Source organism: Syntrophomonas wolfei subsp. methylbutyratica, assembly GCF_001570625.1.
Taxonomy (GTDB): domain Bacteria; phylum Bacillota; class Syntrophomonadia; order Syntrophomonadales; family Syntrophomonadaceae; genus Syntrophomonas; species Syntrophomonas methylbutyratica.
The window spans coordinates 46,635-67,407 of record NZ_BBQT01000001.1 but is presented as its reverse complement, the minus strand read 5'-3'; the positions used below and the strand labels follow the sequence as shown (position 1 = coordinate 67,407).

Sequence of the window (20,773 nt, the reverse complement as noted above, 5' to 3'; positions counted from 1 at the left end):
TGGCATAAATGTTTGGACTGCCGCGATCAACAGAGATTAAAAAGCCGCTCCCGAAAAAAGCGATTTTCGATAGATTCAAACCGAAGCCAGACGATCGCAAACTGTTTGACGAACAGATCAACCGCTTGGTAATCGTAGCGGAGATTTCTCCACAGACTTTGGCGGTCAATGCAAGCCTGGATGTTTCGGCGATTTACTTGATATTGGTGTCGCTGAAAACTCCAGAATGCGACAAGAAGAACATTGTCCTTTTGTCAAAGTTGATTGACCAGCGTATGCTATTTGTCTTGCAATATGAGGACACAGTGCGTCTTGCCGTTTACCGTGCTGAACGCGTTCTTGTGTCAGAGAGCAAATCGCTTCATGAATGGAAGCTAAACTTACGCGGGCTTGACCTCGGGGCAATATGGGAGAATATTATCGCAGAAATTGGTAGCATTGACCTCACAAAGGGTAAGAGCTTAGATGAAACCATCATAGCCAATGAATGCCGCGAAAAGCTTAAAAAGAAAATTGCCGCGCTTGAGAAAAAGGCAATGAACGAGAAACAGCCTCGCCGAAAATGGGAGCTGGTTGAAGAAGTGAAAAAGCTTAAAAACGAAATGGAGGAATTTTCCAATGGATAAACTTAAGATGTCTACCCCTAACCTCGCTGATGAAAAATTTGCTGCGCTGGCCTCTATGTTCCCCAATGCCGTCACTGAGACTATTGATGAAAACGGGGTGGTTGTCCGGGCGATTGACGCGGATATTCTCGCACAGGAAATAAACACCCAGGTAGTGTCAGGAAAAGAGGAACGCTATCAGTTTACTTGGCCGGACAAGAAAAAGTCAGTGCTTTTGGCGAACGCACCCATTGCGGCGGCATTACGTCCCTGCCGCGAGGAAAGCGTAGACTTTGACAACACCGAGAATCTTTACATAGAGGGCGACAATCTGGATGTGTTGAAACTGCTTCGCGAGACCTACCTGAACCGCGTTAAGATGATATATATCGATCCGCCATATAACACAGGGAAAGATTTTATATATGAGGACGATTTTGCGGAAGAAACAGGTGAGTTCCTGCGCCGCGACGGGCAATACGACGAACAAGGTAATCGCCTTACACCTAATCTTGACAGCAATGGAAGGTTTCACACCGATTGGCTGAATATGATTTATCCTCGTCTTCGTGTAGCAAGGGATTTGCTCCATGAGGACGGAGTAATTTTGGTATCAATCGGCGACAAAGAAGTGGCAAATACAATTAAGGCCATGGATGAAATCTATGGGGCTTCTAATCAGGTTTGCATTTTTGTTTGGAAATCAAGAGCTAAGCCCACAAATGCAGGAAATGCGAAATTTCGTCCTCAAAAAGTTTCGGAGTATATAGTAGTTTATAGTAAAAAGAATCCTGACCAACTATTACATAATGTTGTCTCTGCTAAAGATAGAATTTATCCCCACGAAGATGCAATGGGGAGATATAGATTAACGACAATCCTTACTTCCAATCGAGGAACTTTTCGTCGTGAAACAATGCGATTTGAATCGGGTGGATATAGACCCGATGAAGATTTTCGATGGAAAGCTGGCAAATCTACTATCGATAGTTTGTTTGAGACCAATCACATGGAACTAAATAATGAGGGTGTACCTATGGAGAAAAAATACAGCCACGAAGAAAACGACCCGCTTTACCCAATATATACTTACATAGAACCAGACTTGTCAGGAACGGCTGAAAACGGGAAGTCCGATTTGAGCGAATTAGTTGGTAATAAACATGGCTTTGATACAGTAAAGCCTGTTCAATTAATAAAATATCTTATCGCTACATTCTCTGATGACAATGATATTATTTTAGACTTTTTTTCTGGGACAGCCACAACTGCACAATCCGTATTCGAGCTTAACAATGAATTGTCTTCATCGAGAAAATTTATTATGGTTCAGGTTGAAGAAAAATGTGATAAAAATAGCGAAGCGATAAGTGCTGGATTTAGGACTGTTTGGGATATAGCATTAAAACGTATACGCCAAGCAGGGACGAAAATTTGTGAGGAAGCCGGATTAACAGCGCAAGGGCTTGATATCGGCTTCCGGGTCCTCAAGCTCGACAGCAGCAATATGAAAGATGTTTACTATACGCCCGAAGAATATGCACAAATGAGCTTCAACCTGGAGGGCTTCATGGACAACATCAAGCCTGACCGAACTGAGGAGGACCTGCTCTTCCAGGTTATGCTCGACCTCGGCATCCCGCTGTCAGCTAAAATCAGACAGGATGGCGAGACCTTCTATGTCAATGACAACTACCTGATTGCTTCCTTCGGCAGGGTTGATACCGACCTAATTACGGAAATCGCAAAGAAAAAGCCATACTATGCCGTGTTCCGTGACAGCAGTTTCATAAACGACAGCGCGATGGTCAACTTCGAGCAAGTATTTTCCACCTACAGCCCGAACACGATAAGGAAGGTGTTGTAGATGAAATTTCAGTTTAAAATACAGCCTTTCCAGACCGAAGCTGCAGAAAGTGTAGTCAAGGTATTTGCCGGACAGCCGAATTACGGTGTATCCAAATACCGCCGCGACGTGGGTACGACAAAGCCAAAGCAAAGACCTGCACAGGAGTCAATGTTTGAAGATGAAACAGAGCAAACAATGGAAGAGTTCGAGACTGCTTACCGCAATGCAGAAGTGGAGTTAACCAGGGAAAAGCTTCTCAAAAATATCCGTGATGTTCAGATGGCAAATAATATCAAGCTCTCCAATGAGCTTGTTCAAGGACTCGGTGCCGTTTCACTTGACGTGGAAATGGAAACCGGCACAGGCAAAACCTATGTCTACATAAAAACAATGTTTGAGCTTCACAAGGCATACGGGTGGAGCAAGTTCATTGTGGTTGTACCGAGCATTGCCATCCGCGAGGGCGTCAAAAAAACCTTTGAGATTACCCAGGAACACTTTATGGAATTGTACGGCCTTAAGGCTCGGTTCTTCGTATATAATTCTTCGAATCTCCACCAGCTTGATGAGTTTTCGCAGAACTCCGGTATTAATGTCATGATAATTAACACCCAGGCATTTAATACGACGATGAACGAGAATAAAAATGTTGAGGGCAGAAGCGGCAATGAGGCTGCCCGCATTATCTACACCAAGCGCGACGAGTTCGGTTCCCGTCGTCCGATTGATGTTATCAAAGCCAACCGCCCGATTATCATTCTGGACGAGCCGCAAAAAATGGGTGGTACAGCAACACAGAATGCATTGAAGAATAACTTTAATCCCCTGTTTTCACTGAATTACTCAGCTACGCATAAGACTTCACACAACCTTGTTTATGTACTTGATGCACTTGACGCTTTCAAAAAGAAACTCGTCAAAAAAATCGAGGTTAAGGGTTTTGAGCTTAAGAACCTGAGCGGTACAAACAGGTATATGTACCTTGCCGATATAGTGATTGACCGCAAGAAGCCGCCACGTGCCCGCTTGGAGTTCGAAGTAAAACGTGGCAGTGGTATTAAACGTGAAATTCAAACCCTTGGTGTGGGTGACAGTCTTTACACAGCATCAAACGGTTTAGAGGAATACAAAGGAGTCTCTGTTGCCGAGGTAGACCCGATAAGATCTGTAGTTACATTCTCCAACGGCGATAGCTTGGCAGCAGGTGAAGCTAGCGGTAACGTTAACGAGGATGATATCCGGCGCATCCAAATTCGCGAGACCATATCTTCACATTTTGACAAAGAAGAGAAACTGTTCGAGCAAGGTATAAAGTGCCTATCTCTCTTTTTCATTGACGAGGTGGCTAAATACCGTCAATATAGCGAAGATGGCGAGGAAATCCTCGGTGAATATGGGCGCATTTTTGAAGAGGAGTATACCGCTGCGCTTAATGAACGGTTGACGTTGTTTCCTTCAGCGTATCAAGCCTACTTGCGAGGAATCGAAACCTCTGAAACCCATCGCGGCTACTTTTCAATAGACAAAAAGGGAAGGGCCGTAAACAGCACTGTCAAGCGTGGAAGCGAATTTTCGGATGATATTTCTGCTTATGATCTTATCCTTAAAAATAAGGAACGTTTGCTTTCCTTAGAAGAACCAACTAGGTTCATATTCTCTCACTCCGCGCTGCGAGAAGGTTGGGATAACCCCAACGTATTCCAAATTTGCACCTTGAAGCACTCAGATAACACCACGGCAAAACGGCAGGAGGTGGGTCGCGGTCTGCGCCTGTGTGTAAACATCAATGGCGAACGGCAGGATATTGACGCCTGCGGTGAAAGCTATGTCCACGGCATAAATGTCCTGACAGTAGTCGCCAGTGAAAGCTATGCAGGGTTTGTGGCAGAATTGCAAAGTGAGATCAAGTCCGACCTTTACGAGCGCCCGACGAAAGCAAGTGTGGATTACTTTGCAAACAAAACCTTCTTCTTGGACGGGGTGCCCCGAACAATAACGCAAACCGAGGCTCAGGAGATTTTTGTATATCTCCGCTCAAACGGTTATATCACTAAGCAGGGCGAAGTCACTGACGCTTACCGAAATGACGCTGCCTCGGGTAGTCTTGCCCCGCTTGATGAAGAACTGGCACCGCTTGCAGAAAACATCCATAAGCTTGTTCAAGCTATATTTGATCCAAGCATCCTGAAAGAAATTGCGGGTAATGGACACGAAACGAAAGTCAAGGATAACCCGCTAAATGAAAACTGGAAGGACTTCAAGGAATTGTGGGAGCGCATCAACAAGAAGTATGCATACACTGTAGAGTTTGATAGCGCAGAACTCATTGAAAAGTCCGTTGTTGCCATAAATAGCGAACTGCGGGTTGCCCGCTTGTCGTACACCTTAACGAAAGGAGAACAGATAGGCACAGATTTTAATGTTGAGCATACCGAAACCAAAAAACTTAATCGTGCGCAGGGCAGTTTTGCCGAGTATGACCTTATAGGCAAAATTGCCGAAGGTACCACACTTACGCGCCGGACAGTTACAGCGATTCTAAGTGGTATTAAACGTGAAAAACTATGGCTGTTTCGAGAAAACCCAGAGGAGTTTATTACCAAAGTTGCAGGAATCATCAATCGTCAAAAAGCGTCGGTTGTGGTGGAACATATTACTTATACACCAAGCGCTGAGGAACCCTATTCACAGGACATTTTTAACATGAGCCGCGCCTCCGACGAGTATGCGAAAGCGTTTAAGGCTAAACACGCTATACAGGATTACGTTTTCACAGACGGAACGGCTGTTGACAGCGTTGAACGAAAGTTTGTCCAAGACTTGGATGTCGCCGACGAGGTGATTGTCTATGCCAAACTGCCCAGAGGGCCTCGTGGGTTCTATATCCCAACACCTGTGGGAAATTACTCCCCAGACTGGGCAATTTCATTTAAGAAAGGTTCGGTGAAGCATATCTTCTTCATTGCTGAAACAAAAGGAAGTATGCAATCCACAAAATTCGGCCAAATGAGTCGTACCGACGAAATTGAAAAAGCTAAAATTTCATGCGCTAAGAAGCTGTTCAACGAGATTTCAACAAGCGGTGTGAAATACCATGATGTGGACAGCTACCAGACCTTGCTGGCAGTGATGGATACGCTTTAGGAAATAGGGCGTGAACGGCGTTATGGAGGTTGCTATGAAAATAGATTTGAATTTTCTCCCGTTTGAAATATCTGACTTCACCGTGCCGGTATTTCGCAGGAAATTTAACGGTGAAAAGCGCGAAGCTGGGTATTTCGTTGCAAAGTTGCCTATTAGTCAAAACACTGGGGATACTGCGACCTATGATACTTATCGGGTCGCGCTATCCCAGTTTGCTAATTCAGATGCTTATAGTTTTCGGGCACATGAAAATCCTCGTTTAATGACATCCATTATTTGGTATCTGTTTAAGTGCCGGATTCTTCAGCATGTTTCTGAAAACAAGATAAAAGCGGAGGTGGTAGACAGATACGAGAAGTATGTTTCTTTTATTGTCGAGGAATTTCCTGAAGGTCAGCGTGTTGTAAAAGCATACCCTTACTATTTGGGTATTACCAAGCAGTACGGATTTCTTCTGGATTTTTCGTTTAAGAAGAAACCGGGCGTAGCTTTCGGCAAAAGGATTCAACAACTAAGTTTTAGTATTGACCGTGCTGGAAAGTCAAACGCTAACTCGTATCTTGACAGGTTTAATTATATAAAAGCTTTCATTCGCACTACGTTTTCAACCCTTGGGGCACTATCGATTGGCGAACAACAGTACCATATATCTCCGTATTTTGTCAGGCTTGACTCACAAGAGTTGAAAGAGCGCACCTATATTTTTGGTAATGACCACGAAAACTACGACAAAATCCGCGGTATAAAGACTCATCCTTATGCTCTTCCGCCAAAGGAACCACTGTTTGTGTTTGTTTTCAAAGATACAGAAAAAGCTTCTGGGAATGAACTCTACCGTGCACTAATAGGTAAAAGTTATGCGTCAACCTTTTCAGGAATGAAAGACTGGTTTAACTGTGATATAAATACAAACAATGTTGTACGTATTGCCGTAGACTTTGATTCCGACAATAACGCTATTGATACATTAGTTTCAGGGCTTAATGATATAGCAGAAAAGAACCCACAAAAGCAAATCATCGGACTATTCATCGATTCCTACTCCCACTTTAACAATAACTCAGATAATTATATTAAAGCAAAACAGGCGTTCTTTTCGCGGGGTATCCCATTGCAAGTCGTACGAAACGACAGGATAGTTGCATCTGATGGGTTGAAATGGGCTATTTCTGGGATTGGATTACAGATATTTTCAAAGTTAGGCGGCATTCCGTGGTTGGTAAAACCTAGTACCAGTAACTGCCTTATATTCGGGATTGGAAAGGCCCATGATATACAGCGGCAGCGTGATGGCTCTACAAGTGTAAAGAAATATTTCGCATATTCTGTCTGTTTTGATTCAACTGGTGTTTATAGGTCTTTGGGCGTATTGTGTGATACCGATAATCGAGCCGAATACTATTCTGATTTAGAAAAAAATATTATTTCTCAAATTGAGGCTCGAATTAGTCAGGGACAAGCCATTACCGACTGTGTCATTCATACGCCGTTTCGTATGCGCAACGACGAAATGATGACGATAAAAAAGAGCATTGACAGGCTTCGGCAACAGCATAGCGGGATGTCCTTTACTGTTATGCGAATAAACGTAAAGAACAGATTTTTCGGGTTTGCGGATAACAACCTGAAAGTCCCATATGAATCTTCGTATGTGAAATTATCCGAAAAAGAATACCTCGTTTGGTTTGAGGGCTTGCGCCATGGGCGCGAATATCTCAACAAGCGAATCGCAAACCCGACATACATTGAATTCTTTTATGGAGGAAATGAATACGCTAAAACGATACGGCTATTACAAGATGCAGTGAATCTCGCAGGCGCGAGTTGGAGGGGATTCAACACCAAACTAGAGCCTATTTCAATATTCTATCCCCAGCTTATTGCAGGGTTCATTCGTGACTTTCGAAAATTAGATGCCAATCAGGATTTTAGGCAAGCCCTTTCTCAATTCAACACCCCGTGGTTTCTGTAAAATGTGGAGGTATATGAAATGGGACTCATAAAAGCGGATTCGATAATCTTCCTCATTGGTGCTGGTTGCAGTATGGATGCCCAGATAAAAACTTCTGGGCAAATGATACACGAAATTGAAGAACTTATCAAAACAAATCCCGAATGGATGCCTTTTCGCAATTTGTATTTCTATGTCAAGAGTGCCATCTTATACGCTGACGGTATTCAGGGTATGTTCGACAACAATATAAACATCGAGCGTCTGGTTGGGGTATTACGCGACCTTAAAAAGAAAGAACGCAATCCAATCTATCCATTTATCGGCAGTTGGAATGAAAAACTCATCGAATTAGCGGGGGAAGGGTTCTCGAATATCGATAAGTTTGATAAGCTCCTTAGCAAGAAAATAGTTGATTTTGTAACACTTCATAATAACACTATGGCAAGGGTGGCATATTATAAGAAGTTCTACGATTTTCAAAAGAGCATTCAGGCGCCTATCAGAGTTTTCTCTCTAAACTATGACCAGTGTTTGGAAAAAGCAAAGCTGAGCGATTATGATTTAGAATGCGGATTCGACGAGAACAGCAAATGGTCATCTGAAAGATTCAGCAATACATCCGACATAAGTGCAGGGATTTATCTCTACAAACTCCACGGGTCGATTGACTGGGTACGAGATTCTGCTACCGGAATATTGATGCGTTACGATTCACCTCAGGAAAACGCGGAGTTGATTTTTGGGACAGATGCCAAGTTGCAGTCCGTTGATCCGTTCCTGTTTAACGTTTACGAACTTAGGTATTATTCGTTGCTGTGCAAGTTGATTGTTATCATCGGCTATAGCTTTAACGACTCTCACATCAACGGTCTATTAGGACAAGCGTTGCGGTCATCAAACCGCAAGCTACTTGTTGTCGATACTAGTGACGATTACACGATATTAATTCTGGAGAAACTGTCTCTTGATAGTAGTTATCAAAGTCAGGTTGTTTATAAAAAGTTGACCGCGAAGGAGTTCTTAGAATCAGAACTAACAAAGGAGAAAGTAGAGAACCTTATCCCAGATGATGACGAAGTTTTTCAGTAAAATATCGACTTGTTTCCGAGAACGGATATAGACTATAAAAATACTGTGGACATATTTACAAGAACGGAAAATACCCATAAAAACCGCTATTGACCTATTCCCGAGAACGGAAAAATAACAAATTACAGATCAGACATCAAGGTGAGCCTATCGGCCCAGACGTTATAAGGAAACATTTCAGGGGTCTCTTGAGAGGGGAGCAAATGCTCAACGATTTCTCCCTAATGTGCAACGATTTGTCTAATGTCAAACGATTATTATTTTCAGTGGTGTGCATTTGTATCATTTTATAGTAGGGTAGCCAAATATTCTACCATCTATTGATAAAAAGAATTTTATCGGTGGGCGGTTTTTGTTTTGCCTGTAAATCCAGTAATAAAGCCGTTCCTGCGTTTTAGCGGAGCGACTTTATCGTTTTCTGGAGGGCTATTGGGGGTGGAAGAAATCCAACTGTGAGTTGAATCATTCAAGCATGTCACAACTGACCTTCGATAGATATTTGCATACCGGTAAAGTACAATTTGATTATTAGCACCGATAATCCGAACAAAGGGGGTAAACTTGTGTTTAATATCTCTAATACCGGACAGCGGATTGCATTTTTACGCATGGAAAAAGGGCTTACTCAGGAACAAATGGCCGACCTGCTAGGGGTTACTGGGCAGGCGGTTTCCAAGTGGGAAAAAGGGCGTGCTTTACCGGATACGGCCTTGTTGCCGATAATAGCAAAGGTACTGGATACCTCTATTGATCGATTACTTACCGGACAAGATGTAGTCATCCCGGCTAGTCCGTATGATAATGAATATGAAAAGCAGGAGTATTATTGGGGATTGCAGCAGTCAGTATTAGCGGAGCAGATCGTTAACCTGATGGGCAGTCAATCAGCAGGTAAACGTTTATTAGACATAGGAAGCGGCGAAGGGAGGGATTCCATTTATTTTGCTAAATGTGGTTTCCTGGTTGATGCCTTGGAAATCTCTTTACCCGGGATGGAGAAAACCAAGAGGTACAGCCAGCTAAATGGACTGTCTATAAGTACAATTCATGCTAATATGATTGGTTACGAGCTCACTGATGATTATGATGTCATTTATTCAATGGGGGCTTTGCAGTTTTTACCGCTAGACCAGCGGTTGAAGCATTTTGAAAGGTATAAAGAACACACGCAGGTAAGGGGATTGAACGCTCACCTGGTGTTTGTGGAGAAACCTTTTATCTCATTGGCACCTGACTGGGAGAAAAATGAGTTTTTCTACAGGTCGGGCGACCTGGCAGGCTATTATCATGATTGGGAGATTATTTATTACGATGAACAAATAATAGATTGTATGTCAGCCAATATCTCACATCAACATGCAGTAAGCTCGATCATAGCCCGAAAAATAGAATGAAAAATAAGAGCGCAAATTCGAATACCACAAAAAACTAGAAAACCTTCAAAATAGTGGAGATACGCCATCATGAAAAATATCTTGTTGGTTTATACAAGGATAAGGATAAATGCTGTCCGAATTGGTCCCCATCTGGCATGCATTGTCGTAATGCAAAAGTTGAATTGACAAGCTTTCATGATAAAATAGAAATAAGGTTGGTTAATATTATCAGGCAAAGCAACCGGTTTGGGTTCCGGCCCACACACATAACTCTTTAGGGGGTAAGGCAATGGCTGACAATGCATTGATGAATCGCATCAGTTCAAGTCCAGACATATGTCATGGTCAAGCTTGTATAGTTGGCACCAGGATTCCGGTTGCGGTTATCCTGGACAATTTAGCCAGTGGGGTAATGAAAGAAGAATTGTTAAGGGACTATCCTTCATTGACGTCTATTGATATCGATGCAGCTTTGGCGTATGCGGCTTTGTTAGCTCGTGAACGTCATGTGGCGATTTGAGGTTGTCATGAGATTTAAACTGGATGAGAATCTGCCATGGAGTATTAGTAATATAATGATTGATTACGGGTATGATGTAGAAACGGTATTGTCCGAAGGTCTGAATGGTTGCTCGGATGATAAGCTTATTAATACTTGCACCCGGGAACAAAGAATTCTAATAACCCTTGACTACGACTTCGCTGATATCCTTGCATATCCACCACAAACATATGCGGGAATAATTGTCATAAGGGCCAAAAATCAAAATAAATCACAAATACAGGTGCTCATAACCAAGTTACTTATCTTGTTTGAAGACTATAATCCAGCAGGATCATTATGGATTGTGGAAGAAGACAGGGTCAGAATTCGCAAATAATCTTTGGCAGTATACAACAGTGTATGTCAAGATCTATTATGAGCACAAATTAACGGCTTAAGCCTGTGTCAAAGGGACGGGGGTATTGACACGCCCTTGACACCTTTATATGTCGCTAAACGGGCAGGCATGGAAACCTGCCCCTACGAATAACATGGTAAATTATTGGTAGGGGATGGGTTCCATCCCATCCCGCATATGACTAAATGCAGATTTGTATCTGGGGAAAGAAGAAAAACAACGCTTAATCGATGCGGATTAACTGGAATTAATAGAGGTGTTGTTTCAAGGATATAAATGTGACAACACCCCCGTCCCCTGATATGGAAGGGCCTTGTCAAGCCCCCCAACAAAGTTTTAAAGACAAAAATAGTCCATCCAGTCCAAGTAATCACCAACGTTTGAGTTGCCTTAGGAAAATTGGGATATAATAAAGTTGGCTCTTACCCATCTGGAGGATAGGGCAATGCTGAGGAGCAACCCGAGCGCCAGAGGGGGTTCTGCCGGGGATAGCAGGGGTAACTTTGTTGCCCCTGATCCTTCATTGCTATCCTTGTGCAGAATAAAAGCGGTACCATTAAGGCACGAGCATATAGGTACCAGCAAAAAATAAACCAGGGTTCAGTATTGCTTCTAAAACATTACCCTGGCTGAGTATTACTTATTTTTTATGTTGGGTTTGGGCTTTTCTAGTTATCTTTTATAAATACCACCTTGCCGTTGTCCAGTGAGGTTGTCTCATCGTCAATAATCCCATAGCCGCTGGTCTTAAGTATTTGGGTAATAAACCATCCTGCCTGACTGTTATCGGTCAGCTTCTCTACCACCATCTTTTCAGTTGCTATAGCATGGGTCTGGCCGGAAAAGATCTCCGGGAAAGAAATGGTATACTCGACTTTGGTATCGCTAAGCTCGTTCCGGCTTTTTATGGTGATAGGACCTACCTGAGGACTTGAACAGCCGGTAACCCAGTAAGATTGACGGACATAAGCGCTTTTATCCGCTTCCTGACGCAACTGGGGTGACAAAGCTGAATACTGCAGAGCTCCATTGCGGGTTTGCATACCCCGACCCCATAATTTTACGGCTTCTTCGGCACTGTCAGGAATAAGGGCGTTTTCTATACGTTCAATTTCGGATTTGATTTGCTCCAGATCAGGGGTTTGAATGGACAGTATATTGGCTGCTTCATTATAACTAACCCGGGCATTAAATAGGTATCCCAGCCAGTCCATAGGCAGATAATAATGGCCCTGGTGGTTTTCAATGCTGTTTGCCACTGAACTGTGTTGATATACCCCGTCATCGCTGGTAATATTGATGGTCATATTATCACGGGGCATAGGCAGGGTCAGGCCTTCTCTTTCCGGATTAAACTGTTTTAGGTTCAACACCCAGGGCCGGTCGGACACCAGATCAGGTACCTGTATGTCTTTAACCCTATCCGGTAAGGGCCAGATTTGCTCGTTGTATTCATCAATAGGGGATTGCATGGCATTAGCATAGGACTTGAATTTCTCCATACTATAGAAATCCTGCGGGGTCGTAATAGTTACCGTACGGGTGGCGGCGTCCCATTCTACCGAAGTTGCTCCCAGTACATCTGCTGACCAGCGCAGCGGTACCATGACCTGCCCTTCAATTACACTCATATAAGGGGGAGCATTTACTATGGAGCCGTTTAATTGCACCTGCAATGAAGGAGCAGCATCATCAACTGGAGCCGCGGCGGCAAAACCGCTGGTACTTACAGCAAAAAACATAAACACCAACAACAGACCGGACATTAAACATCTTTTCATTATATTGATCATTCCTTTCTCTGTATCCGTTTATAAAATATCATGTAGTATTCCTCTAACCCTCACTCTTTGCTTCCTTATGTCGCTAAATATAAATGATGTGTCTTACTATTCCTTTTTACTACTCAAATTCCAAACACCTTTAAGCATACAAAACATACTTATAGCCATAGGGTTCCAGAGGTTCCAAGAACTAAAGAGTTCACTTCTGAGCGCTGATTTTTTCGATGTGCTGCGGATCGCTGGTTGTAGTACCGTCACTTATAGCATTGTTGTCTGTAGAATCTTCGTTAACTACGATCCAAATTGAGGCCTGTCTTTTAGCTCCGCTCTCGTCGGTCAACATTGGCTGGATTAAGTTGACTTCTACTTCGCCGTCCTCCCATGCAAATTTGACCACGGCCAGTGGGGTTTCCGCATTTTGGTCTTGATAAGATCCTGTCACCTTTGCTCCTACAAGGTTTAATTGATGAATGGCAGCCGATACTGGATTCTCAAAGATCCCGGTTTTGCCCCGGACATTTTTATCTGCCTGAGCCTGATAAGTAGCTGCTAAATGCATAAAATCAGGGAATCCGGGCTCGAATGCCACATCAAAGTCAGCCTTGCTTTTAATGCTTTTGAAGAACTTCATCGTGACCTGCGTCGCCTTATACGCGCCCTCGATTTTTTTCACCGTAATAGTTTCTTTCCCCACATAAATTGAGGGGTCTGATGTCCTGAAATAATAATACATATGAATAGTTGAATTATCCTCTATGTCTATCACATAATCTTTACTCCAAGGCCATGGGCTGGACCAACCCATCCAATACTCTCCATTTTCCGCTATGCCGCCGATTGTTAAGTATAGCTCCTCGCTTTCACACAATTCGTGAATAGTCCTTGCATCTCTCTGCGAAAACGCATCTGCCCATTTAATGGCGAAAGCCTCGATCTCTTTTTTGTCGTCATTGCTCAAACCCTCTACATTATTTGGCGCTGCGGTAAAGGTATAACCGACAGCAAATATAGAAATCAACAGTACGGCAATCAAGGTAGTGGTCTTCATTTTCTTATTCTTTGCAATTAGAGTGATTCTCTCCTTTATCCCATTTGTACTGCCGTACATGGTAGTTGCCATTTGCAAAACATCGCCCTTATGATCACTTTGCTTTATTAAGTCTACTAAGGTCCTGCCATAGGCCAGCCTATCTTCCTTTCCGATCTCTTGCAGTACACCGTAATCACAGGCCAACTCACAATCTCTTTTGGACATTATTGCAGCTACCCATACCAAAGGATTGAACCAGTAAAATGCCAACAGTCCACCCCTGACAATAGCCCAGATCAAATCATGGTGCTTGTAATGACATAGCTCGTGAGCAATAGCAAAACGAAGCTTTTCCTGATCGGCAGCTACCTCAGAAGGAACATAAATGGCCATTTCTCCTTTGTATCCCATGAGACATGGGGAATCAAGACCTTCTACCACATATACTGACAGCAATTTTGTTGTTTTAATATCGGCCTCTCGATGAATAAGCCCTTTCTCGTCAACGGCTAGCTTACCGTTTTTATCTGCTTTAACGGACATTAGGAACATTCTGTTTTTAGAGATCTTCTTACCAAACTTGCTGTTTACATGAATGAACCATAACACTAAAGCAAAAATATATAGAGGGCCTCTTCATTGTGAAGAGGCCCTGTTGTATTAAGGCGGTACTTCATTTCGTTTTCTGCTTGCTGCTGGTTCATAGCGTTCTCCTTGAATTTTTAACCGTAGTTATGTCTCCAAGGAAAGAATAAGTCAAGTAAATATATGAACCTAGGCTATACGATCAATGTGCTTTAGGAAATAAATGGCTGGATGTTTGATACTATTGTAACGGTGCGTTACAATAGTATCAAACATAGCTTTGGGGGATTATCTATGGACATTAAAGAAGAACTGTTTCGGGAGGATTATCTATTTACACGGGAAGATATTTTAAAGTCATTAGAGTTATTTGTTGAACACGAAAGATTAAATGAAGAACCCGCCTATTCAGGTGAAGTTGTAAAAAATAGGGTTAAACTTTGCGAAAAGTTTATTGCAGCAGTAAAGAAATCCAAACTTCCGGTCTTAACAGAACTTTGGTGGTACTATGAATATCAGTTCTTAGGAAACAGCATGGAACTGAATTTATGTCAGGCTGATGAGATCGAAGTTGAAAATGATGAAATCAGTGGCATGACCTCAACTGTGGAACACACGTTAATTACGGTCGAATGCGATTACCTAACAGTTGACCAATATTCGGCTATGCTTGGGGTGGAGCCTGTTACAGTAAGGCAATGGATACGGCGCGGGAAACTAAGGCATGCAAAAAAGAACGGACGTGACTGGTTGATTCCCGATACTGAAGATAAGCCCCGCCGTGGATTTACCAGTGTTCAGTATATTGTAGAAAATGAAGCACATATCGAAAGTAATGAATTTCCGCTGCTGTCGGTATGCGAATCAATATTTATTTTGCAAGATGAAGATAACAAAAACAAATTCATTTGTTATCTTAATAATTATAAAACTAAGTTCAATAGCAAGCTTGAACTGACAAGAAGCGAAGTTGAGCGGCTGGAACATGCAATCATTGAATCAGGCAAAGCAAGAGTTGAAGGGAGTATACAATATATCCCTTATTTGAGAGATCCGGAGGACTGAGTAAGGTATGCTCTCTATTACGTTTGCTTTCCAATCGAATAAGTTGTGCCAGGCAAATCTTATTCAAACAGGAGTGCTTGAAATGGCCGGGTAGTTCGAACCTGGATGAGAAACACACCAGGATATTGCGGCAGTTGGTGAATGTAAAACCGTGGGCCAACCAACGGGACAGACCCGCTATATACGGCAAGGAGGCGCAGCCTTATCATGAATAGAATACTTCTGGTAGAAGACGACCTAAATATATCCAAAAATTTATCTCATCTGCTTTCCTCGGAGGGCTATTCGGTCGTGCTTGCCGACACCCAAAAGGTGGCGCTAGCCAAGATAGAGAAGGAACATTTTGATCTACTGATACTTGATATCGCGCTTCCCGATGGCAACGGTTATATTGTATGTACCGCCGCCAAGCGAAGCAGTGATGTTCCGGTCATCTTTTTGACCGCTTCCAATGACGAACTCAGTGCCGTCACAGGGCTTGACCTGGGTGCTGATGATTACGTGGTCAAGCCGTTTCGCCCGATGGAGCTTCTGGCCCGAATTAAAAGCGTGCTCAGGAGAAGCGGAAAAGCGGAGTCCGTTTTTGAGATCGGAAACCTTAGGATCGATTTATTGCATGGCACGGTTTATAAAAACGGCACCGAGCTGTTTTTGTCGGCGTTGGAATATAGGCTGCTGCTGGTGTTCGCCAATAACCACGGCATTGTGCTGTCAAGGGACAAGCTGCTTGGCGAGATATGGGACATAGCCGGAGAGTTCGTCAACGATAACACATTGACAGTCTACATCAAAAGACTGCGCGAAAAAATCGAGGATAACCCGCAAAATCCGCAAATCATCAAAACCATACGGGGGCTCGGGTACAGGCTGGGAGAATCATGATGGCGTTTTTACGAAACCGGGAGATCAGGATTTTTGCATTGCTGATTGCGGCAATCTGCGTTATAGCCGTAATAACCGGTTTTGTAATCAGCTTTATAACCGGAGCCTTCACGACTATATTATGCGGCCTATTCTGTATGGCCTTTTTTGTTTTTACCAGAAAAAGATACCGGGACATCGCTTTTTTGGGCGAACAAATCGATATCGTCCTGCATGGGAAAGATGGATTTGATCTTAATATGTTCAATGAAGGCGAGCTGTCCATTCTGCAAAGCGAAATCCACAAAATGACGGTGCGGCTTAAAGAGCAGTCGGACATGTTAAAAAAAGAAAAAGTGTACTTATCCGATTCTATTGCGGATATCGCCCATCAACTCAAAACGCCGCTGACGTCTATCAATATGATCGTCTCATTTCTCGGCCATTCCGATCTGGAACCCCAGCATCGCTTGGAGCTTGTGGGTGAGATGAAAAGCCTCCTAGCGCGGATCGACTGGCTCATAACCACGCTGCTCAAAATATCCAAAATCGATGCGGGCACAGCTATCTTTCAAAAGGAGCCGGTATCCGTCCCCATCCTGCTACAAAAAGCCGCCGAGCCTTTTTTGATTCCTCTTGAACTCAGGAATATTGAGCTTCGTGTAAACGGAGACGGAGTCGCTCAGTTTACCGGCGATTTGCGGTGGACCTCGGAAGCCATCGGGAACATCCTTAAGAACTGCATGGAACATTGCGAAAATGGCGGATTGATCGAAATTGATTATACCCCAAACCCCCTTTTTACAGAAATCATAATCAAGGATAATGGCTCCGGAATCGACGCTGATGACTTGCCCCATATTTTTGAGCGGTTTTACCAGGGTAAAGACGCCAAAGACTCAAGCTTTGGGGTGGGGCTTGCCCTTGGCCGCATGATTCTGTCTCTGCAAAACGCTACCATCAAAGCGGCCAACCGCACTGACGGCGGAGCCTGCTTCACAATAAGGTTCTACCAACAGGTTGTGTAACCTAATGGACAGTTTTGCATAATGGAAAAATCCAACCTGTCATTCTGAGCGTTAGCGAAGAATCTCTAAGATCCTTCGGCGTTGCCTCAGGATGACAATTCTAAAATGCCGGTTATTTTTAAGAAAAAAACGAATTATGCAAAAACCTCAATAAGGTGACATTATTGTTATATAGAAGTCACCGAGGTGTCATTTGGCCCGGCTATACTAAGGATACAACCAAATGATGGAGGAATGAGGATGGAAATTCTTAAGGTCGATAACCTATATAAAACTTATGGTCGAGATGAAAACCTCGTTAAAGCACTTGACGGGGTATCTTTTTCTGTGGAGAAAGGCGAGTTTGTTGTCATTATTGGGCCATCGGGCTCAGGAAAATCCACGCTCCTGCATATGCTGGGCGGGGTGGATACGCCCACATCTGGCCATGTCTATGTGGATGGTAAGGATGTTTACGCTCAAGATCCGGAACAGTTGGCTATATTCAGACGCCGGCAGGTGGGGCTGATTTATCAGTTCTACAACCTCATCCCGGTGCTTAATGTGGTGGAAAACATTACCCTTCCGGTATTGATGGACAACCGTCAGGTCAACCAGGAGCGGCTGCATGAATTATTGCAAACGCTCAACCTGACCGACCGTGCCGAACATCTCCCTAACCAGCTTTCCGGCGGTCAGCAGCAGCGGGTATCCATAGGCCGGGCACTCATCAACGCGCCCGCCATCGTGCTTGCCGACGAACCGACCGGCAATCTTGACAGCAAAAACGGGCAGTACATCGTTGAGCTTTTAAAGCTGAGCAACAAAAAATATCACCAGACGTTGATTATCATCACCCACGACGAAAACATCGCCCTGCAGGCTGACCGTATCATCAGCATCGAGGATGGGAGAATCTCCAAAGACGAGGTGATCCGCAGATGAATGTCTTCAGCAAAATTACATTGAGCAGCTTGAAAAAGAACCGCACCAGGACCATTGTCACCATTATCGGGGTTATTTTATCGGTGGCTATGATAACTGCCGTCACAACACTCATTGCCTCGCTGCAGAGTTTTATGATCCGGAATGTAATTGCCACCGATGGGGACTGGCATGTTCAATTTATGGAAGCTGACTCCGCTTTGGTGCAAAGACTGTCTGCGGATAACGAAGTAGCAGCGGCTGCGGTCAGTCAGAATATCGGCTATGCGGTGTTGGAAGGGGGGCAAAACGAAAATAAACCATATCTGTTTGTAGCCGGATTTGATGATAAGGCAATGGAGATGATACCGATACGGCTGCTCGACGGGCGGCTGCCGCAGAATGACCGCGAAATCGTTATCAACAGCCAAATAAACAACGCGGGAGTAAGATATAAAATCGGCGATACGCTGAATCTTACTCTGGGCCATCGGGTGCTGGCAGGCAAAAGGCTGGGGCAAAATAACCCGTTTGTCCTCGATGACCAGAACGGCGCTCCCCGCGAAAGCTTTGTGCCGGAAAGCCCAAAGGCCTATACCATCGTGGGGATATGTGAAAAGCCGAGGTTTGAGGACTATTCCGCGCCTGGCTATACCGTAATCACCAAGATGAACCTGGCGGAGCTGGGCGATGCCGACCGGGTAAATGTTTTTACCAAGCTCCGGTACCCGGCCAAGGTATATGAATTTGCCCAATCAGTCGGGGGCGGCTCCGGTTATACCTACAACAATGACTTATTGCGGTACATGGGCATCTCGAAAGATGAGACCTTCAACGCGGTCCTGTACCGCCTGGGCGGCATTTTCATCCTGCTGATTATGCTTGGCTCCATTTTGTTGATTCATAACTCGTTTTCCATTTCAGTCGCCGAGCGCACCCGCCAATTCGGGATCCTTTCCTCGGTGGGGGCAACCCCCCAGCAGTTGCGCAGATCAGTTCTCTTGGAAGGCGCGTGGATTGGATTGATCGGCATCCCGTTGGGCATTATGGCCGGGATTGGCGGCATCGGGATTACGCTTTCGCTGATGAGCGGTATATTTGCGAGTCTGTCTTACAGCGGTGTTCACATGAAGCTGTCACTTTCCCTGCCCTCGCTGGTGACGGCCGGCGTTGTGGGCATCATCACCATTCTGATCTCAGCCTATATTCCAGCCCGCAAGGCGGCCCGGCTATCGGCTATCGATGCTATCCGCCAGACAACCGATATTAAAATCAACGCCAAAAAGGTGAAAACATCAAGGCTGGTGCCAAAGCTCTTCGGTCTGGAGGGGACATTGGCCCTGAAAAACTTCAAAAGGAACAAGAAAGGATACCGGAGTACGGTGATCTCGCTGTTCGTCAGTGTCGTACTGTTTATATCGGCCAGCGCCTTTGGTATCTATCTCCAGGAAAGCGCGGAAACAACCATCAATGAATCCGGCTACGATATTCTTTTTAGGTCCACCCAGACCACAGATGAAGAGCTGCTGCTATATGAGAAACTGAGGAACGTGAGCGGCGTTTACGACAGCGGATTTTATAAAGCCCTTTATTTTGAAGCGAGCCTGCCTAAGGACCGATTAACGGAGAGATATTTGGAACATTATTACGGGGATTCGCTGCCGGCGGGTGATATGGTTCCCATCAATGTGGCGTTGTGTCTGGTTGATGACGGGACTTATGCGGCTTATGTAAAGGAGCTCGGGCTTGACCCGCAGAAGTATGCCGGTGAAAACACCGACAACATGATTGTCATAACCAAGATAAATAAATACGATGATGAAACCGGACGGTATGTGTCGTTCGATGTGCTCCAAGGCAGCTTGCCCCTGTCCCTGCAGCTCTTCGCTCCGGGTGAGCCATCAGGCGGGAGCCAGCCCGGCCCGGAGATTACCGTCACATATATAGCCGACCGGATGCCGGAAGCTATTTCCGAATCCCGTGGTGCGGGCTTCTTGGTTTTTGCTCCCTATTCTATGAACAGCCGCTTTAGCGAAACTCGTGATGAACATCTGACATTTGCCTTTTTGTCGACCGACCCCGGTAAATCAGCGGAAGAAATGAATGCTATCCTAAAAGATGAAGGTATTTTTTCCGGATACAGCCTCTACAATATAGCTCAGATTCAGGAACAAAACCGTAATGTGATTATTTTGATCAATGTCTTTTCCTATGGCTTCATCCTGCTGATCTCGCTTATTGCCATTGCCAACGTATTCAACACGGTTTCCACCAATATCAACCTGCGCCGGCGCGAATTCGCCATTTTGAAATCGGTGGGCATGAGCTATAAAGGCTTTAATAAAATGATAAATTTTGAATGTGTTTTTTATGGGCTAAAGTCTCTGTTATATGGACTCCCGGTTGCGTTCATCATTACTTACTTGATCTATAGAAGTGTCATGACTGGCGCTGATGTTGCCTTTTTGGTGCCATGGATGAGTGTGGGTATCAGTGTTTTCAGCGTATTCCTGGTGGTGTTTGTCACCATGATGTATTCCGTCAGCAAGGTCAAAAAAGAAAACACGGCGGATGCACTCAAGAAAGAGGCATTGTAAT

15 protein-coding genes are annotated in these 20,773 nt (G+C 44.2%); 13 read left to right on the top strand and 2 right to left on the bottom strand.

The features are described from left to right. The first annotated feature begins 8 nt into the window (after positions 1-8). From AWB54_RS00270 to AWB54_RS00235, 8 genes are all read left to right on the top strand, one after another. Positions 9-626: a DUF4391 domain-containing protein gene (locus tag AWB54_RS00270; RefSeq protein ID WP_061212649.1), complete on the top strand. Its 618-nt coding sequence runs from the start codon at positions 9-11 to the stop codon at positions 624-626. Then, positions 619-2,472 carry a site-specific DNA-methyltransferase gene (locus AWB54_RS00265; protein ID WP_061212648.1) on the top strand — a complete coding sequence of 618 codons (1,854 nt, stop codon included), beginning with the start codon at positions 619-621 and terminating at the stop codon, positions 2,470-2,472. Before AWB54_RS00270 ends, AWB54_RS00265 begins: the two co-directional genes overlap by 8 nt. Beyond that, entirely contained in the window at positions 2,473-5,598 is a 3,126-nt protein-coding gene (locus AWB54_RS00260) for a type III restriction-modification system endonuclease (protein ID WP_061212647.1), read from the top strand. A 34-nt stretch (positions 5,599-5,632) separates the two neighbouring features. Beyond that, positions 5,633-7,570: a Piwi domain-containing protein gene (locus AWB54_RS00255; RefSeq protein ID WP_061212646.1), complete on the top strand. Its 1,938-nt coding sequence runs from the start codon at positions 5,633-5,635 to the stop codon at positions 7,568-7,570. A gap of 18 nt (positions 7,571-7,588) precedes the next feature. Next, entirely contained in the window at positions 7,589-8,641 is a 1,053-nt protein-coding gene (locus tag AWB54_RS00250) for an SIR2 family protein (RefSeq protein ID WP_061212645.1), read from the top strand. Between the two features lie 563 nt (positions 8,642-9,204). Continuing rightward, complete coding sequence (locus tag AWB54_RS00245; RefSeq protein WP_082735922.1) at positions 9,205-10,035, top strand: helix-turn-helix domain-containing protein; 831 nt, start codon at positions 9,205-9,207, stop codon at positions 10,033-10,035. Between the two features lie 271 nt (positions 10,036-10,306). Further along, positions 10,307-10,537, top strand: a complete 231-nt coding sequence (locus AWB54_RS00240; protein WP_061212644.1) for a DUF433 domain-containing protein — start codon at positions 10,307-10,309, stop codon at positions 10,535-10,537. A gap of 7 nt (positions 10,538-10,544) precedes the next feature. Further along, a complete protein-coding gene (locus AWB54_RS00235; RefSeq protein WP_061212643.1) occupies positions 10,545-10,898 on the top strand; it encodes a DUF5615 family PIN-like protein in 354 nt (117 codons plus the stop codon). 689 nt (positions 10,899-11,587) lie between these two features. On the opposite strand, the gene AWB54_RS00230 is transcribed toward AWB54_RS00235, so the two are convergent. Next, the gene (locus tag AWB54_RS00230) at positions 11,588-12,700 is read right to left on the bottom strand and encodes a stalk domain-containing protein (RefSeq protein ID WP_061212642.1); all 1,113 of its coding nucleotides are present in this window, start codon (positions 12,698-12,700) and stop codon (positions 11,588-11,590) included. Between the two features lie 202 nt (positions 12,701-12,902). After that, entirely contained in the window at positions 12,903-14,276 is a 1,374-nt protein-coding gene (locus AWB54_RS00225; RefSeq protein ID WP_160328881.1) for a M56 family metallopeptidase, read from the bottom strand. Positions 14,277-14,612: 336 nt separating this feature from the next. On the opposite strand from AWB54_RS00225, the gene AWB54_RS00220 reads away from it, so the two are divergent. From AWB54_RS00220 to AWB54_RS00200, 5 genes are all read left to right on the top strand, one after another. Continuing rightward, the gene (locus AWB54_RS00220; RefSeq protein WP_061212640.1) at positions 14,613-15,383 is read left to right on the top strand and encodes a helix-turn-helix domain-containing protein; all 771 of its coding nucleotides are present in this window, start codon (positions 14,613-14,615) and stop codon (positions 15,381-15,383) included. Positions 15,384-15,590: 207 nt separating this feature from the next. Next, positions 15,591-16,265, top strand: coding sequence for a response regulator transcription factor (locus tag AWB54_RS00215; protein ID WP_061212639.1), 675 nt, complete (start codon positions 15,591-15,593; stop codon positions 16,263-16,265). A gap of 137 nt (positions 16,266-16,402) precedes the next feature. Beyond that, positions 16,403-17,272 carry a sensor histidine kinase gene (locus tag AWB54_RS00210; protein WP_235811049.1) on the top strand — a complete coding sequence of 290 codons (870 nt, stop codon included), beginning with the start codon at positions 16,403-16,405 and terminating at the stop codon, positions 17,270-17,272. Between the two features lie 240 nt (positions 17,273-17,512). Next, positions 17,513-18,196 carry an ABC transporter ATP-binding protein gene (locus AWB54_RS00205; RefSeq protein WP_061212637.1) on the top strand — a complete coding sequence of 228 codons (684 nt, stop codon included), beginning with the start codon at positions 17,513-17,515 and terminating at the stop codon, positions 18,194-18,196. Next, entirely contained in the window at positions 18,193-20,772 is a 2,580-nt protein-coding gene (locus AWB54_RS00200) for an ABC transporter permease (RefSeq protein ID WP_061212636.1), read from the top strand. Before AWB54_RS00205 ends, AWB54_RS00200 begins: the two co-directional genes overlap by 4 nt. The last annotated feature ends 1 nt before the right edge of the window (position 20,773 follow it).

Coding starts and splice junctions, on each gene's coding strand:
- AWB54_RS00240 (WP_061212644.1), top strand. CDS start 10,307: ATGGCTGACAATGCATTGATGAATCGCATCAGTTCAAGTCCAGACATA.
- AWB54_RS00230 (WP_061212642.1), bottom strand. CDS start 12,700: ATGAAAAGATGTTTAATGTCCGGTCTGTTGTTGGTGTTTATGTTTTTT.
- AWB54_RS00270 (WP_061212649.1), top strand. CDS start 9: ATGTTTGGACTGCCGCGATCAACAGAGATTAAAAAGCCGCTCCCGAAA.
- AWB54_RS00260 (WP_061212647.1), top strand. CDS start 2,473: ATGAAATTTCAGTTTAAAATACAGCCTTTCCAGACCGAAGCTGCAGAA.
- AWB54_RS00205 (WP_061212637.1), top strand. CDS start 17,513: ATGGAAATTCTTAAGGTCGATAACCTATATAAAACTTATGGTCGAGAT.
- AWB54_RS00215 (WP_061212639.1), top strand. CDS start 15,591: ATGAATAGAATACTTCTGGTAGAAGACGACCTAAATATATCCAAAAAT.
- AWB54_RS00200 (WP_061212636.1), top strand. CDS start 18,193: ATGAATGTCTTCAGCAAAATTACATTGAGCAGCTTGAAAAAGAACCGC.
- AWB54_RS00235 (WP_061212643.1), top strand. CDS start 10,545: ATGAGATTTAAACTGGATGAGAATCTGCCATGGAGTATTAGTAATATA.
- AWB54_RS00250 (WP_061212645.1), top strand. CDS start 7,589: ATGGGACTCATAAAAGCGGATTCGATAATCTTCCTCATTGGTGCTGGT.
- AWB54_RS00225 (WP_160328881.1), bottom strand. CDS start 14,276: ATGTCCGTTAAAGCAGATAAAAACGGTAAGCTAGCCGTTGACGAGAAA.
- AWB54_RS00220 (WP_061212640.1), top strand. CDS start 14,613: ATGGACATTAAAGAAGAACTGTTTCGGGAGGATTATCTATTTACACGG.
- AWB54_RS00255 (WP_061212646.1), top strand. CDS start 5,633: ATGAAAATAGATTTGAATTTTCTCCCGTTTGAAATATCTGACTTCACC.
- AWB54_RS00265 (WP_061212648.1), top strand. CDS start 619: ATGGATAAACTTAAGATGTCTACCCCTAACCTCGCTGATGAAAAATTT.
- AWB54_RS00210 (WP_235811049.1), top strand. CDS start 16,403: ATGGCCTTTTTTGTTTTTACCAGAAAAAGATACCGGGACATCGCTTTT.